The following is a 14155-nucleotide window of genomic DNA, read 5'->3' on the forward strand; positions in this document are numbered from 1 at the left end:
CCGGCGGGGCCAGCACCGGAGTAGGATATGGATCAGATCAGCACCAGACTTTCGCCCCCGGAGGCGCCCCGCGAATTTGGATTTTTCATGAATGGCGCCTGGGTGCCCGCGGGGGATCGGGAGCTGTTCGACCGCCAGTCGCCGGCACATGGCGTGCCGGTGACGCGGGTGCCGAAATGCACGGTTGAGGATCTCGACGCTGCCGTCGATGCGGCGCGGCGCGCCTTCGACGACCGCCGCTGGTCGGGGCTGAACGGGCAGGCGCGCGCGGCTGTGCTTCTGCGCACCGGCGCGCTGATCCGCGAGCGCGCCGACGAGATCGCCTATTTCGAAACACTCGAAAACGGCAAGCCGATCAGCCAGGCCCGCGCCGAGGTGCTGGGCTGCGCCGACATGTTCGAATATGCGAGCGGCCTTGCGCGCAGCCTGCATGGCGACAGTTTCAACAATCTCGGCGACGGGCTTTTCGGGCTCGTCACCCGTGAGCCGGTGGGCGTTGTCGGGTTGATCACGCCGTGGAACTTTCCCTTCCTGATCCTGTGCGAGCGGGTGCCCTATATCCTCGCCTCGGGCTGCACCATCGTGGCCAAGCCCTCGGAAGTGACCAGCGCCACCACGCTGATCCTTGCCGAAATCCTCAGCGATGCGGGGCTGCCGGACGGTTGCATGAATGTGGTGACCGGCGCGGGCAGCTCCATCGGTCAGGCGCTGATCGAGCATCCACGGGTCGATATGCTCTCCTTCACCGGCTCCACGGCGGTGGGGCGCCGGGTGGTCGAGGCGGCGGGGAAATCGAATTTCAAGAAGCTCGGGCTGGAGCTGGGCGGCAAGAACCCCCAGATCGTCTTCGCCGATGCCGACCTTGAAGATGCGGCCGACGGCGTGGCCTTCGGCATCGGGTTCAACACCGGCCAATGCTGCGTGTCGGGGTCGCGGCTGATTGTCGAGCGGTCGGTTGCCGATGACTTCGCCCGGATGGTGCAGGCCAAGTTCGACAAGGTACGGGTGGGCGATCCGCTCGACGAGGCGACGCAGATCGGCGCGATCACCACCGAGGCGCAGAACGCGACGATCATGTCCTATATCGAGCGGGGGCAGGCCGAAGGCGCGCGGCTGATTTGCGGCGGCGCGCAGCTCGATATGGGGCGCGGCCAGTTCATCGTGCCGACCCTGTTCGGCGACGTGACCCGCGACATGTCGATCGCGCGGGAGGAGATCTTCGGACCCGTGCTTACCATCATGCCCTTCGACACGATCGAGGAGGCCATTGAGATCGCCAACGACACCGATTACGGCCTCGCCGCCAGCGTCTGGACCAAGAATATCGACAAGGCGCTGACGGTCACGCGGCAGGTGCAGGCGGGCCGGTTCTGGGTCAATACCACGCTTGCGGGCGGGCCGGAGCTTCCGCTCGGCGGATTCAGGCAATCCGGCTGGGGGCGCGAAGCCGGGATCTATGGCGTGGAGGAATACACCCAGGTGAAATCGGTGCACATTGAGATCGGCAAGCGTGACCACTGGGTGAAGTGATGGCAGATCAGGGCTACGACTACGTTATCGTCGGCGGCGGCTCGTCCGGCTGCGTGCTGGCCAACCGCCTGACCGAAGACAGCGCCGTGAAGGTGCTGCTTCTTGAGGCCGGGGGCAAGGACAGCCACCCCTATATCCACATGCCGGTGGGGTTCTCGAAACTCACCGCCGGGCCGCGCACCTGGGGCTTCAACACGGTGCCGCAGAAACATGCCAACAACCGCGAAATTCCCTATGCGCAGGGGCGGGTGCTGGGGGGCGGCAGCTCGATCAACGCCGAGGTGTTCACCCGTGGCCATCCCAGCGATTACGACCGCTGGGCAAACGAGGAGGGCGCCGAGGGCTGGGCCTTCAGGGATATTCAGAAATATTTCATCCGCTCCGAGGGCAACACCATTCTGGCGGGCGACTGGCACGGCACCGAGGGCCCGCTGGGCGTATCCAACCTGCAAAATCCGCAGCGGATGACGCGCGCCTTCATCCGCGCCTGCCAGGAGTTGGGCATTCCCTACAATCCCGATTTCAACGGCCCGGTCCAGAAGGGCTGCGGCGCCTATCAGGTGAATGTGGTGAACGGGCGGCGCTGCTCGGCCGCCGTGGGCTATCTGCGGCCGGCGATGACGCGCCCCAACCTGACGGTGCAGACCGGGGCATTGGTCAGGCGGATCGTGTTCGAGGGCAGCCGTGCGGTTGGTGTGGAATATTCGACGGGCGCAAGCGCCACGATCGCGCGCGCCTCGAACGAGGTTCTGATTACCTCCGGGGCGATCGGCTCGCCGAAGCTGATGATGCTCTCCGGCATCGGCCCCGCCGCGCATCTGCGCGCGCTGGGCATCGAGGTGGTGCATGATCTGCCGGGGGTGGGCGAAAATCTGACTGACCATTTCGGCATCGACATCGTGGCCGAGCTGACCGGGCATCAGAGCCTCGACAAGTATCAGAAAGTCCACTGGATGATGTGGGCCGGGCTGCAATACGCTCTGTTCCGCACCGGGCCGGTGACCTCGAACGTGGTCGAGGGCGGTGTGTTCTGGGATCGCAACCCCGACAACCCGGTGCCCGATCTGCAGTTCCATTTCCTCGCCGGGGCGGGGGCGGAAGAAGGGGTGCCGAGCGTGTCGCCCGGATCGTCCGGGATCACGCTGAACTCCTACACGCTGCGGCCGAAGGCGCGTGGCACCGTTCGGCTGCGCTCGGCCAATCCGGCGGATGCGCCGCTGGTCGATCCCAACTTCCTCGGCCATCCCGACGATCTGAAGACCTCGGCCGAAGGAGTGCGCCTGTCGGTCGAGATGTTCCGCCAGAACAGCCTTCAGAAATATATCCGCGCGATCCGCTTCCCCGACGAGCGGGTGAAAACGCAGGCGGATTTCGAGGCATACGCCCGCCAATACGGGCGCACCTCCTATCACCCGACCTGCACCTGCAAGATGGGGGTGGACGAAATGGCGGTGGTCGATCCGCAGTTGCGGGTGCATGGCATCGAGGGGCTGCGCATTTGCGACAGTTCGGTCATGCCGAGCCTCGTGGGGTCGAACACCAATGCGCCGACGATCATGATCGGCGAAAAGGCCGCCGATATGATCCGCGGCAACCGCTAGCAGGATATCCTCCAGACTGGCCGGGGCGGCTTCGTGCCGCCCCTTTCTTTTTTCAGTCGAAATCCGGTGCGTAGGGCACGAGATCCTTGCCGACGATACGGTAATTGTTGGCTGTCATCTCGTCGATCCGGGCCATGTCCACTGAGCTCAGGGTAAAGTCCATCACATCGAAATTGGCCGCGATATTCTCGCGCCTGGTCGACATTGTGTTGATGCTCACGCCTTTCTGAAGGATCCAGCGCAGCACCACCTGTCCCGCGGTCTTGCCGTACTCGGCCCCGATCTCGGCGAAGATCGGAAATTTGAACACCTCGCCGCGCGCAACCGAGCTGTAGGACGCGAGCGGGATGCCGGTTTCATAGGCCGCGGCGAGCAGCTTGTCCTGGTTGAGCAGGGGGTGGAATTCGACCTGGTTGGTCACCAGTGGCGCATCGACGATTGCGCGTGCGTCACGCATCATCTGCGCGGTGTAGTTCGACACGCCGATATGCCTGGCCAGTCCCTTCTCGCGGGCCTGCTGCAAAAGCTTCAGAGATTGCGCGATGTCGCCACCCGGTGTCGGCCAGTGCAGCAGCAGAACGTCGACATAGTCGAGCTGCAAATCCCTCAGGCTCTGCTCGACCGACGGGAGAAAGGCCGCTTCGCCGAAATTGGCGATATCCACCTTGGTGGTCACGCACAACTCGTCCCGCGCGATGCCGGTTGCTTTCAGCGCCGCGCCGGTCTCGGCCTCGTTGCCATACATCTGTGCCGTGTCATAGGCGCGGTAGCCGATTTCGGCGGCGGTGAGAATCGCCTCGTGCAGAACCGACCCCGTGAGGGGAAAGGTTCCGAAGCTGCGCTGATAGGTCTTTTGGAAATAGATGCTCATATGTGTCCCTCCGTGCTGATTATTTTGTAACCAATAGGTTACTTTAAGGGAAGAGAAAACAAACTCCCTTGAACATTGTCAGGGTTCCCGGCATATACTACAAATAACCAGTTAGTTACTAATCGGGAGGTGTCATGTCGAAGGTGCGAACAGCCTCGGAAGCCGTCCGGGCGATCAGGGACGGCGATATCGTTGCGGTGAATTCTTCCAGCGGCCTGTGCTGCCCCGATGCCGTGCTCGCGGCGCTTGGCGCGCGGTTCGAGCAGGAGCGTGCGCCGCGCAATATCACCACGATCCACCCGATCGCGGCGGGTGACATGTTTGGCACGCTGGGCGTGGATCACATCGCCAAGCCCGGCCTTCTGGCGCGCATCATCGGTGGGTCTTATCCGTCCGGGCCCACCAATGCCGAGCCGCCCCTGATCTGGCAAATGGTCACCGCCAACCAGCTCAAAGCCTATAATGTGCCGTCCGGTATTGTCTTCGACATGCTGCGCGAGGCCGCGTCGAAGCGGCCGGGGGTGCTGACGAAGGTTGGTATGCAAACCTTTGTCGATCCCGATCTTGACGGCTGCGCCATGAACGACGCGGCGCGGGCCGAGCCGATCGTGCGCAAGCTCGATTTCGAGGGTGAGGAATGGCTGTATTTCAAGGCGCTGGCCCCCAATGTCGCGATCATTCGCGGCACCACGGCGGATGAGCGCGGCAATCTCAGCTTCGAGCATGAGGGCGCCTATCTCGGCGCGATGGAGATGGCGCTTGCCGCGCGCAACAATGGCGGGATCGTCATCGCCCAGGCCAAGCGCGTGGGCCAGAACGGGTCGATCCGTCCGCATGACGTGCGCGTGCCCGGCATCCTCGTCGATATCGTGGTTGAGGCGCCTGACCAGCTGCAGACGACCCAGACCGAATATGACCCCGCGATCTCGGGCGAGCTGATCCGGCCCATATCGAGCTTTTCGATCCCCGAATTCGGCGTCGGCAAGGTGATCGCCCGCCGGGTGGCGCAGGAATTGCGCGATGGCTGGGCGGTCAATATCGGCTTCGGCATCTCGGCCAATGTGCCGCGCATATTGGTCGAGGAAGGGCTGCACGGAGCGGTGACATGGATGATCGAGCAAGGCGCGGTCGGCGGCGTGCCGCTGCTCGGGTTCCAGTTCGGCTGTTCGGCCAATGCCGAAGCCTTTGTCGCCTCGCCGCACCAGTTTTGCTACTTCCAGGCCGGCGCCTTCGATGCCTCGTTGCTGTCCTTCCTCGAAATCGGCAAAGACGGGTCGGTCAACGTCTCGCGCCTGGCCTCGGTGCCGCACCGCACCGCCGGGGCGGGGGGCTTTGTCGATATCACCACCCGGGCCCGCAAGATCGTATTTTCCGGCAATTTCAATGCGGGTGCGAAGATGCATGTCGAGGATGGGCGGATGGTGATCGAGCGTGAAGGAAAGGTGGCGAAGTTCGTCGATGAGGTCGATCACGTGTCTTTCTCGGGCACCCGCGCCACCGCGCAGGGGCAAGACGTGTCATACGTCACCGAACGCTGCGTGGTGCGCCTGATCGGTGGCCGGCTGGTGGTGACCGAGATCGCCCCGGGGCTGGATATTCGCCGCGACGTGCTCGACCAGGCGGCGACAGAGCTGGCCGTGGCCGACGATCTGCGGCTGATGGACGAGCGGCTGTTTCGCCCAGAACCGATGCAGCTCCGGCTTGCCGAAAGATGACGGGGGCGGCGGGGTTCTCGCTCGAGGTCGAGGGCGGCATCGGCCTGTTGCGCATCGCGCGGCCCGAAAAGCGCAACGCGCTGGATGCGGGCATGGTCGAGGCGCTGGCCAGCCTGTGCCGCGAGATCGAGCGGCGCGAGGATATCGGGCTCGTCATCCTGACCGGGCAGGGCAAGGCGTTTTGTGCCGGTGGCGATATTGCGGCATGGAGCGCCGAAACCCCCGATGCCTTCGCGCGGCACTGGGTGCGCGACGGCCATGACGCCTTTGACTGGCTCGCCCGTTTGCGCCAGCCGGTGATCGCGGTTCTGAACGGTCATGCGCTGGGCGGCGGGCTGGAGCTTGCCGCCTGTGCCGATATCCGCATCGCCGAGGCGCATGTGAAGATCGGTCAGCCGGAAGCCGGCATCGGCATCATCGCCGGCTGGTCCGGCACCCAGCGCGCGGTGCACCGCTTCGGTGCGCAACGGGTCCGCCGGATGGCGCTGTTCGGCGAGGTGCTCGACGCCGAACAGGCCTGTCGGGCCGGTATCGTCGATCATGTGGTGGCCACCGGCGACGGGCTGCGGGCGGCGCGGGAGATGGCTCAAACCGTGCTCGCGCGCGGGCCGCTGGCCACGGAACTGACCAAGATGCTCATCAATGCTGCGGAGGGCGAGGAACGTGGCCGCGTGCTCGAATCCTTCGCCGGGCGTATTACTGCGGCCAGCGCCGAGCTGCGCGAGGGCGTTGCCGCCTTTACCGAAAAACGTGCGCCCGATTTCCGGGCGAAAGGAGATAGCCAATGATCCGCCACCTCGTGCACCTGCGTTTCGCCGCCGATGTGACAGCCGCCGACAAGGCTGCGCTCTATGCGCGCCTTGCTGGCCTCAGCGGCCATATCGAGGGCATTCTCGACTTTCAGCATCGCGAGAACATCTCGGTCGAGACCCCGCTCGTGCGCGGTTTCCTCGACATGTTCTGGTTCGATTTCAGCGCCGTGGCGGTGCGCGACGCCTATCTGGAAGACGCGACGCATCAGGCCATTGGCGCCGATATCGTCGCCCGGCTCGATGGCGGGGCGGATGGAGTTTTCGTCTGCGATATCGCGCTTTGATGCATCGTGCCGAGCGTGAGATCCTGACCGGGCTCTTTGAGGCTGCGGTCTCGGCAGCCGATCCGCTGACGGCGTTGCGCCCGCATCTGCCGCCGCCGCCTGCGGGACGGCTTGTCGTGGTTGGCGCGGGCAAGGGCGCGGCCCAGCTCGCCGCTGCCTTCGAAACACTGTGGGACGGGCCGGTCGCGGGTGTGGTCGTCACCCGTTACGGCTACGGCGCCCCGACGCGCCGCATCCGTGTGCTGGAAGCCGCACACCCCGTGCCCGACGCGGCGGGGCTGGCCGCCAGCGCAGCACTTGTCGAGGCGGTCTCCGGCCTCGGCCCGGACGATCTGGTGGTGGCGCTGATCTGCGGCGGCGGCTCGGCGCTTCTGCCGTCGCCGCCGGACGGGCTCACGCTGGAGGACGAACAGGCCCTCAACGCCGCGCTGCTGGCCTCCGGTGCGCCGATCGGGGTGATGAACGCGATCCGCAAGCATGTGAGCGGGATCAAGGGCGGGCGGCTTGCCGCGGCGGCCAGTCCGGCCCGGGTGCTGACGCTGGTGGTTTCCGATGTGCCCGGCGACGATCCGGCCGAGGTGGCTTCGGGGCCGACAGTGCCCTCCGATGTGACGCCCGCGGAGATGCTCGCCATGATCCGGCACCGGGCCATTGCCTTGCCTCCCGCGATCCTGGAATTTCTGCACTCCGCGCCCGATGCGCCGCGGCCCGATGATCCGGCCTTCGCGCGCAACGAAACCCGCGTGATCGCCTCGGCGCGGCTGTCGCTGGAGGCGGCGGCGGCCCTGGCGGAAGAGGCCGGAATCCGCGCCGTGATCCTGTCGGACGCGATCGAGGGCGAGGCGCGCGATGTGGGCCTGGTTCATGCCGCCCTTGCGCGTGAGGTGGCGCGCCGCGACCGGCCATTCGCCCGCCCGGTCGTGCTTCTTTCGGGCGGCGAGACCACGGTAACCCTGCGCAACACCGGCGGGCGCGGCGGGCGCAATACCGAGTTTCTCCTCTCCTTCGCCGAGGCGATTGACGGGGTCGGGGGGATTGCCGCGCTGGCGGCGGATACCGATGGCATCGACGGCTCCGAAAGCAATGCAGGGGCGTTTGCCGATGGCACCAGTGCGGCACGGATGCGGGCCGCGGGTGTCGACCCGGTCGCGGCGCTGCAGGGCAACGATGCCTGGGGCGCCTTCGACGCGGTCGAAGATCTGTTCGCGCCGGGGCCGACCGGCACCAATGTCAACGATTTCCGGGCCATCCTCCTGCGCTGAGCCGCTGCGCCACCGCTCAGCGACAGATCATCAGCCGGTTCACCCCCGTTTGCACGATCTCGCCGCGCTGGTTGGTAACCTCGAAATCGAGGGTCGCCACGCCACGGTCGGGTTTCGAGCTTGAGGGGGTCAGCGCGCGCACCGTGATGGCCGCGCCGATGGTGTCGCCCGCCAGAACAGGCGCACGAAACTGCCAGTCCCAGCCGAGCGAGGCGATGGCGTCGAATTGTGCCGGGGCCGCGTTCTTGAGCCCGTCGACCAGCGACAGCACGAGCAACCCATGCGCGACCCGGTCGGCAAACCCGTATCGCCGCGCCGCATCGGCATCCATGTGGATGGCAAACCGGTCACCGCTGAGGGCGGCAAAAGCGTCGATGTCAGCGATGCTCACCGTGCGCGTGCCGGTGACGATCCGGTCGCCGGGCCGCAAGCGGGCCAGACCGTAGCGGCCCGGCCCGAGCACCCGGGCGCCGGTGTCGGTCACGAGGTCGGAGCGTCTTCGCGCAGCAGGCCCTTCGATTTGAGATCGGCCCAGAACTCCGGCGGGATCGGATGGCTGAACCAGTCGAGGTTCTGCTGCAATTGGGCCACCGTGCGGGTGCCGGCCATGAAGGTCGGCACGGCCGGGTGGGCGACGACGAATTGCAGCGCCGCCGCCGGCAGCGGCACGCCATATTCGGCGCAGACCGCTTCGATCTTGCGGACCTTTTCCATGATCCCGGCGGGGGCGGGCGCGTAGTTGTATTTTGCGCCCTCCTTGGCCCCGGTTGCGAGAATGCCGGAATTGAAGCCGCCGCCCACGACCACCGCCGCGCCGCGCGCTTCGCACATCGGCAGGAAGGTATCGAGCGAATCCTGCTCCAGAAGCGTGTAGCGTCCGGCGAGCAGGAAACAGTCGAAATCGCGCCGCTCCAGCGCGTTCTGGCAGACCTCCCATTCGTTCACGCCCACGCCGATGGCTTTGACCACGCCCTGATCGCGCAAATCGCTGAGCGCGCGCCAGGCGCCGTCCATGGCCTGTTCGAACACCTCGGCCTGCTCGTCGCCGCGTGTGAACCGGTCGATGTCGTGGATGAAGCAGATATCCATGCGTTCAAGGTTGAGCCGTTGCAGACTGTCTTCAAACGAGCGCATCACCCCGTCATAGCTGTAGTCGAAATGCATGGTGAAGCGGCCGGCATTGGTCCATGGCTCATAGTCGATATCTTGCTTGCGGGCGGGTTTGAGTATCCGGCCCACCTTGGACGAGAGCACGAAATCGTCGCGGTTCTTCCAGCGCAGCGAGTGGCCGGTGCGCAGCTCGGCAAGCCCGTGGCCATACATCGGCGCGGTGTCGAAATACCGCACGCCCTGATCCCAGGCCTCCTGGATCATCGCGTCCGATGTGCCTTCGTCGATCTCGCGAAAGATGTTTCCGATCGGCGCGGTGCCGAAACCAAAGGCGGTGACCTCCAGATCGACACGCCCGAATTTCACTTTGGCATCGGGTTTCATGGAAACCTCCCTGATGTAACTATTTGGTTATTTAATGTCAGGCGCCCGCCCGATGCAACCCCCGTTTCGTTCGCGGCTTGACGGCATGGCAGATTCGCCCGTAAGAAGTAACCAGATAGTTACCGGAGGCGGAAGATGTTCCTTTCTGATACGCATCTGCAGGTGCGCGACATGGCACGGCAATTCGCCGACGAGGTGATCCGCCCGGTGGCCGAGGCGCTGGATCGCGAGGAACGGTTCCCTGCGGAAATCTACGAGCAGATGGCCGGGCTCGGCCTGTTCGGCATCGGGGTTCCCGAGGCGATGGGCGGCCCGGGCTTCGACACAGTGACCTATGCCGTGGTGATGGAGGAGTTGTCGCGCGGGTATGCCTCGGTGGCCGATCAGTGCGGACTTGTCGAACTGATCTCGACCCTGCTCGTCCAGCACGGAACCGAGGCGCAGCGTGGCCGCTGGCTGGCCGATATCCTCGCCGCGAAGACGCTCGTTGCCTATTGCATCACAGAGCCGGAGGCCGGCACCGATGTGTCGGGTATCCGGACAAATGCGGTGCGCGACGGCAACGGATGGGTGCTGAACGGCGGCAAGATCTGGATCCACAATGCGCCGGTTGCCGATGTGGGCTTCGTGCTTGCCCGCACCGATCCGGAGGCAGGCCATCGCGGCATGTCGATCTTCATTGTCGATCTCCACGCGGCGGGCGTTACCCGCGGGCCGAAGGAGCACAAGATGGGCCAGCGCGCCAGCCAGGTGGGCGCGCTCAATTTCGACGATGTGCGCCTGCCTGCCGATGCGCTGCTCGGCGTTGAGGGGCGGGGCTTCCACATGATGATGAGCGTGCTCGACAAGGGCCGTGTCGGCATCGCCTCGCTCGCTGTCGGGATTGCCCAGGCCGGGCTTGAAGCGGCGGTCGACTACGCCCGGCAACGCAAGCAGTTCAAAAAGCCGATTGCCGAATTCCAGGGCGTGCAATGGCTGCTGGCCGATATCGCCAAGGATGTCGAAGCGGCCCGCCTGCTGGTGCTGAACGCCGCGCATAAGATCGACAGCGGCGCCGACGCCACGCGCTATTGCTCGATGGCCAAATGCTTTGCCGGCGATATGGCGGTGCAGCGTTCGGCGGATGCGGTGCAGGTGTTTGGCGGTTCGGGCTATATCCGGGGCTTCGAAGTAGAGCGGCTTTACCGCGATGCCAAGATCACCCAGATCTACGAAGGCACGAACCAGATCCAGCGCATGATCATTGCCCGCGAACTTCTTGCAAAGGGAGCGCAAGCATGAGCCGCCCGGTTGCTCTCGTCACCGGGTCGAGCCGTGGCATCGGCCTCGCCTGCGCCGTTGCGCTGGCGCGCGAGGGGTTCGCCGTCGCGGTGAACGGCCCGGCGGATGACGAGGAGCTTGCCCGCGCCGTCGAGGCGGTGCGCGCCGAAGGCGTGCCGGTGATCGCCGCGCCGTTCGACGTGACCGACCTTGACGAACATGATGCGGTTCTGGGCCGGATCGAGGCCGCGCTCGGCCCGCTCACGACGCTGGTGAACAATGCGGGCGTCGGCGTGATGAGCCGGGGCGACCCGCTTGAGGTGTCCGCCGCGAGCTATGACCGATGCCTTGAAGTGAACACCAAGGCGATGTTCTTTCTCATTCAGACTTTCGCCCGCCGCCTGCTCGCGCGCGACCGCGACCCGGCGCTGTTTCACGCGGTGGTCAACGTCACCTCGTCCAATGCCGGCGCCGTGGCCGAGCCGCGCTCGGAATACTGCGTCTCCAAGGCTGCCGCCGCGATGGTGTCGAAGGCATGGGCGGTGCGGCTGGGGCGCGAAAACATCGCCGTCTACGACGTTCAGCCCGGCCTGATCGCCACGGAAATGACCGCGCCCGTCATCGCCCAGTATGAAGAACGCGCCAGGGCGGGGCTCACGCTCATCCCGCGCATCGGCCAGCCCGAAGACATGGGCGCAATCGTCGCCACGCTGGCCACGGGCAGACTTCCCTACACGACCGGGCAGGTCATCTCGGCCGATGCCGGGCTATTGGTGCCGCGTTACTGAGGACACACCAGATGAAAATCGCACTTCCCGATACCGAGGGTCGCCTCGTCGATTACAGGCTCAGCGGCATCGTGGTGCCCGAAGCCCGGTTGCCCGCGAACCCTGCGCGCATTGTCTATTCCGCCGCCCATGTGGTGGCGGACCCGTTCACCGCCAACGATCCCACCGGCCCCGCGACCGTGGACTGGGAGGCGACGATGGCCTTCCGCCACCACCTTGCCGGCCTCGGTCTCGGCATCGCCGAGGCGATGGATACGGCGCAGCGCGGCATGGGCCTCGACTGGCCGGGCGCGCTGGAGCTGATCCGCCGGACCCGTGCGGACCTGCCCGATGCGCTCGTGGCCAATGGCTGCGGCACCGATCACCTCGATCCGGCGGCGGCGCGTTCGGTCGATGACGTGAAGCGCGCCTATATGGAACAGCTCGGCGCGATCCAGGCGCTCGACGCCCGCGTGATCCTGATGGCGAGCCGCGCGATGGCGCGGGTGGCCACCTCGCCCGCCGATTATGTCAGGCTCTATGGCGAACTGCTCGATGCCTGCGACCATCCGGCGATCCTGCATTGGCTGGGCGAGATGTTCGATCCGGCGCTCGCGGGCTACTGGGGTGCCGACAGGTTTGAAGATGCGCTCGAAACGGTGGTCGGGATCATCGAGGCCAATGCCGCCAAGGTGGATGGCATCAAGATATCGCTTTTAGACAAGGATAAGGAAGTTATCCTGCGAAATCGGCTGCCAAAAAGCGTGAAAATGTATACTGGCGACGATTTCAACTACCCCGAGCTGATCGCGGGGGACGGCGTGGGTTATTCGCATGCGCTGCTCGGCATCTTCGACCCGCTCGCACCCGCTGCCGCCCATGCCGTCGATCTGCTGGGCAAGGGCGATGCGGCGGGTTTCCGGGCGGTGCTCGATCCGACCGTGCCGCTCGCCCGGCTGATCTTCCGCGCCCCGACGCAATACTACAAGACCGGGGTCGTGTTCCTCGCCTGGCTCAACGGGTTTCAGGATCATTTCGTGATGCTGAACGGGGCGCAGGCGCTGCGGCCCTTGCCCTATTTCACCGAGGTCTTCCGCCTCGCCGATGGCTGTGGGCTCCTGCGCGATCCCGATCTGGCCATCGCCCGGATGAAACGCCTGCTCGCGGTCTACGGCGTGGTCTGATGCGCGATTTCTCCACCGATCATTCCGCGCTGGCCCTCAATACCGCGACGCTGGGGCACAATCTCGATGGCTTTGGCGCTGGCTGGTCGCCGGAACGGGTGATCGACGCCTGCGCCGCGCGTGGCTTTGGCGGGATCGTGTTCTGGCGGCGCGAGCTTGGCGACCGGGCCTCTGAAATCGGCGAGCGCGTCCGGGCCGCCGGCATGCAGGTCGCGGGGCTGTGCCGCACGCCCTATCTCACCGGCTCCGAGGCGGGGAGCGAGGATGACGCGAAGGCGGCAATCGACATGGCCGCGGCCCTCGGTGCGCCGGTGCTCACCATCGTCACCGGTGGCACCGAGCCGGGCACCAAGGGCCTTGCCGAAAGCCGCAAGCGGCTTGCCGACCGGGTGGCGGCGCTCGCGCCATACGCTGCCGCCCGTGGGGTCAGGCTCGCACTTGAGCCGCTCAACCCGATGTTCGGCGGCAACCGCACCTGCCTGATGACGGTGCGCGATGCGCTCTCGGTCTGCGATGCGGTCGGGGCCGGAAATGTCGGGGTTGCGGTCGATGTCTACCATGTCTGGTGGGACAGCACGCTGGCCGAGAGCCTCGCCGCCGCGCGGGGCCGGATTTTCGGCTATCACCTCTGTGACTGGCTGGAAAACACCCGCGACATGCTGCTCGACCGGGGCATGATGGGCGATGGCGTGGCCGATCTGAAGGCGATCCGTGGCGCGGTCGAGGCGGCGGGCTATGACGGGCTTTGCGAGGTCGAGGTGTTTTCCGCCGCCGATTGGTGGCAGCGCCCGCCGGAGCAGGTGCTCGACGCCGTGGTGGCGCGATTCCGGGCCCATTGCTGAAATCCGAAGGAGACAGCCAATGAAGATATTGGTCCCTGTAAAGCGGGTTATCGACTACAACGTGAAGGTTCGTGTGAAGGCGGACGGGAGCGGGGTCGATCTTGCGAATGTGAAGATGTCGATGAACCCGTTCGACGAGATCGCGGTGGAAGAGGCGATCCGGCTGAAGGAAGCGGGCAAGGCCGATGAGGTCGTGCTGGTGTCGATCGGCGTGAAACAGGCGCAGGAGACGATCCGCAACGGTCTGGCGATGGGGGCGGACCGGGGCATTCTGGTGGTGGCTGCCGAGGATGTGCATACCGATATCGAGCCGCTGGCGGTGGCGAAGATCCTGAAAGCCATCGTCGATGAGGAACAGCCCGGGCTTGTGATCATGGGCAAGCAGGCGATCGACAACGACATGAACGCGACGGGGCAGATGCTGGCGGCGCTGCTCGGCTGGGGTCAGGCGACCTTTGCCAGTGAGCTTGCCGTCGAGGGCGACAGCGCCGTTGTGACGCGCGAGGTGGATGGCGGGTTGCAGACCATCAAGG

The 14155-nt window shown here is 65.6% G+C and carries 14 protein-coding genes; 11 read left to right on the forward strand and 3 right to left on the reverse strand.

Annotation, left to right across the window (positions count from 1 at the left end; translation table 11 throughout):
- Window positions 1–87: 87 nt before the first annotated feature.
- Window positions 88–1530 carry an aldehyde dehydrogenase family protein gene (locus QMG28_RS19520; RefSeq protein WP_281843916.1) on the forward strand — a complete coding sequence of 481 codons (1443 nt, stop codon included), beginning with the start codon at window positions 88–90 and terminating at the stop codon, window positions 1528–1530.
- Entirely contained in the window at window positions 1530–3131 is a 1602-nt protein-coding gene (locus QMG28_RS19525; RefSeq protein ID WP_281843917.1) for a GMC family oxidoreductase, read from the forward strand. Before QMG28_RS19520 ends, QMG28_RS19525 begins: the two co-directional genes overlap by 1 nt.
- 52 nt (window positions 3132–3183) lie before the next feature.
- On the opposite strand, the gene QMG28_RS19530 is transcribed toward QMG28_RS19525, so the two are convergent.
- The gene (locus QMG28_RS19530) at window positions 3184–4002 is read right to left on the reverse strand and encodes an aldo/keto reductase (RefSeq protein ID WP_281843918.1); all 819 of its coding nucleotides are present in this window, start codon (window positions 4000–4002) and stop codon (window positions 3184–3186) included.
- Window positions 4003–4136: 134 nt separating this feature from the next.
- On the opposite strand from QMG28_RS19530, the gene QMG28_RS19535 reads away from it, so the two are divergent.
- From QMG28_RS19535 to QMG28_RS19550, 4 genes are read left to right on the forward strand one after another with little or no spacing between them, the layout of a single operon-like run.
- Window positions 4137–5717, forward strand: coding sequence for an acyl CoA:acetate/3-ketoacid CoA transferase (locus QMG28_RS19535; protein ID WP_281843919.1), 1581 nt, complete (start codon window positions 4137–4139; stop codon window positions 5715–5717).
- Complete coding sequence (locus tag QMG28_RS19540) at window positions 5714–6505, forward strand: enoyl-CoA hydratase/isomerase family protein (RefSeq protein ID WP_281843920.1); 792 nt, start codon at window positions 5714–5716, stop codon at window positions 6503–6505. Before QMG28_RS19535 ends, QMG28_RS19540 begins: the two co-directional genes overlap by 4 nt.
- A complete protein-coding gene (locus tag QMG28_RS19545) occupies window positions 6502–6813 on the forward strand; it encodes a Dabb family protein (protein ID WP_281843921.1) in 312 nt (103 codons plus the stop codon). The genes QMG28_RS19540 and QMG28_RS19545 overlap by 4 nt, the downstream gene beginning before the upstream one ends.
- The gene (locus QMG28_RS19550; RefSeq protein ID WP_281843922.1) at window positions 6813–8075 is read left to right on the forward strand and encodes a glycerate kinase type-2 family protein; all 1263 of its coding nucleotides are present in this window, start codon (window positions 6813–6815) and stop codon (window positions 8073–8075) included. The genes QMG28_RS19545 and QMG28_RS19550 overlap by 1 nt, the downstream gene beginning before the upstream one ends.
- A gap of 16 nt (window positions 8076–8091) precedes the next feature.
- Here the strand turns inward: QMG28_RS19550 and QMG28_RS19555 are convergent, their stop codons facing one another.
- Both QMG28_RS19555 and QMG28_RS19560 read right to left on the reverse strand, forming a co-directional pair.
- A complete protein-coding gene (locus QMG28_RS19555; RefSeq protein WP_281843923.1) occupies window positions 8092–8559 on the reverse strand; it encodes a MaoC family dehydratase in 468 nt (155 codons plus the stop codon).
- Window positions 8556–9569 carry an aldo/keto reductase gene (locus QMG28_RS19560; RefSeq protein ID WP_281843924.1) on the reverse strand — a complete coding sequence of 338 codons (1014 nt, stop codon included), beginning with the start codon at window positions 9567–9569 and terminating at the stop codon, window positions 8556–8558. Before QMG28_RS19560 ends, QMG28_RS19555 begins: the two co-directional genes overlap by 4 nt.
- 135 nt (window positions 9570–9704) lie before the next feature.
- Here QMG28_RS19560 and QMG28_RS19565 point away from each other — a divergent pair, with 135 nt between their 5' ends.
- The 5 genes from QMG28_RS19565 to QMG28_RS19585 form a co-directional block, all read left to right on the forward strand.
- Window positions 9705–10850 carry an acyl-CoA dehydrogenase family protein gene (locus QMG28_RS19565; RefSeq protein ID WP_281843925.1) on the forward strand — a complete coding sequence of 382 codons (1146 nt, stop codon included), beginning with the start codon at window positions 9705–9707 and terminating at the stop codon, window positions 10848–10850.
- Window positions 10847–11617, forward strand: coding sequence for a 3-ketoacyl-ACP reductase (locus QMG28_RS19570; RefSeq protein WP_281843926.1), 771 nt, complete (start codon window positions 10847–10849; stop codon window positions 11615–11617). The genes QMG28_RS19565 and QMG28_RS19570 overlap by 4 nt, the downstream gene beginning before the upstream one ends.
- Before the next feature lie 11 nt (window positions 11618–11628).
- The gene (locus tag QMG28_RS19575; RefSeq protein ID WP_281843927.1) at window positions 11629–12780 is read left to right on the forward strand and encodes a dihydrodipicolinate synthase family protein; all 1152 of its coding nucleotides are present in this window, start codon (window positions 11629–11631) and stop codon (window positions 12778–12780) included.
- A complete protein-coding gene (locus tag QMG28_RS19580) occupies window positions 12780–13622 on the forward strand; it encodes a sugar phosphate isomerase/epimerase family protein (protein ID WP_281843928.1) in 843 nt (280 codons plus the stop codon). Before QMG28_RS19575 ends, QMG28_RS19580 begins: the two co-directional genes overlap by 1 nt.
- Window positions 13623–13641: 19 nt before the next feature.
- Window positions 13642–14155 (forward strand): electron transfer flavoprotein subunit beta/FixA family protein (locus QMG28_RS19585; RefSeq protein WP_281843929.1); only part of this gene is annotated, 514 nt, incomplete at its 3' end.

The organism is Sinisalibacter aestuarii (genome assembly GCF_027923545.1).
Classification (GTDB): Bacteria; Pseudomonadota; Alphaproteobacteria; order Rhodobacterales; family Rhodobacteraceae; genus Sinisalibacter; species Sinisalibacter aestuarii.

Excerpts from the sequence above, each read along its gene's own strand:
- QMG28_RS19530 (WP_281843918.1), bottom strand. The coding sequence starts at position 4,002 with ATGAGCATCTATTTCCAAAAGACCTATCAGCGCAGCTTCGGAACCTTT.
- QMG28_RS19540 (WP_281843920.1), top strand. The coding sequence starts at position 5,714 with ATGACGGGGGCGGCGGGGTTCTCGCTCGAGGTCGAGGGCGGCATCGGC.
- QMG28_RS19535 (WP_281843919.1), top strand. The coding sequence starts at position 4,137 with ATGTCGAAGGTGCGAACAGCCTCGGAAGCCGTCCGGGCGATCAGGGAC.
- QMG28_RS19545 (WP_281843921.1), top strand. The coding sequence starts at position 6,502 with ATGATCCGCCACCTCGTGCACCTGCGTTTCGCCGCCGATGTGACAGCC.
- QMG28_RS19570 (WP_281843926.1), top strand. The coding sequence starts at position 10,847 with ATGAGCCGCCCGGTTGCTCTCGTCACCGGGTCGAGCCGTGGCATCGGC.
- QMG28_RS19565 (WP_281843925.1), top strand. The coding sequence starts at position 9,705 with ATGTTCCTTTCTGATACGCATCTGCAGGTGCGCGACATGGCACGGCAA.
- QMG28_RS19560 (WP_281843924.1), bottom strand. The coding sequence starts at position 9,569 with ATGAAACCCGATGCCAAAGTGAAATTCGGGCGTGTCGATCTGGAGGTC.
- QMG28_RS19550 (WP_281843922.1), top strand. The coding sequence starts at position 6,813 with ATGCATCGTGCCGAGCGTGAGATCCTGACCGGGCTCTTTGAGGCTGCG.
- QMG28_RS19580 (WP_281843928.1), top strand. The coding sequence starts at position 12,780 with ATGCGCGATTTCTCCACCGATCATTCCGCGCTGGCCCTCAATACCGCG.
- QMG28_RS19525 (WP_281843917.1), top strand. The coding sequence starts at position 1,530 with ATGGCAGATCAGGGCTACGACTACGTTATCGTCGGCGGCGGCTCGTCC.
- QMG28_RS19575 (WP_281843927.1), top strand. The coding sequence starts at position 11,629 with ATGAAAATCGCACTTCCCGATACCGAGGGTCGCCTCGTCGATTACAGG.
- QMG28_RS19520 (WP_281843916.1), top strand. The coding sequence starts at position 88 with ATGAATGGCGCCTGGGTGCCCGCGGGGGATCGGGAGCTGTTCGACCGC.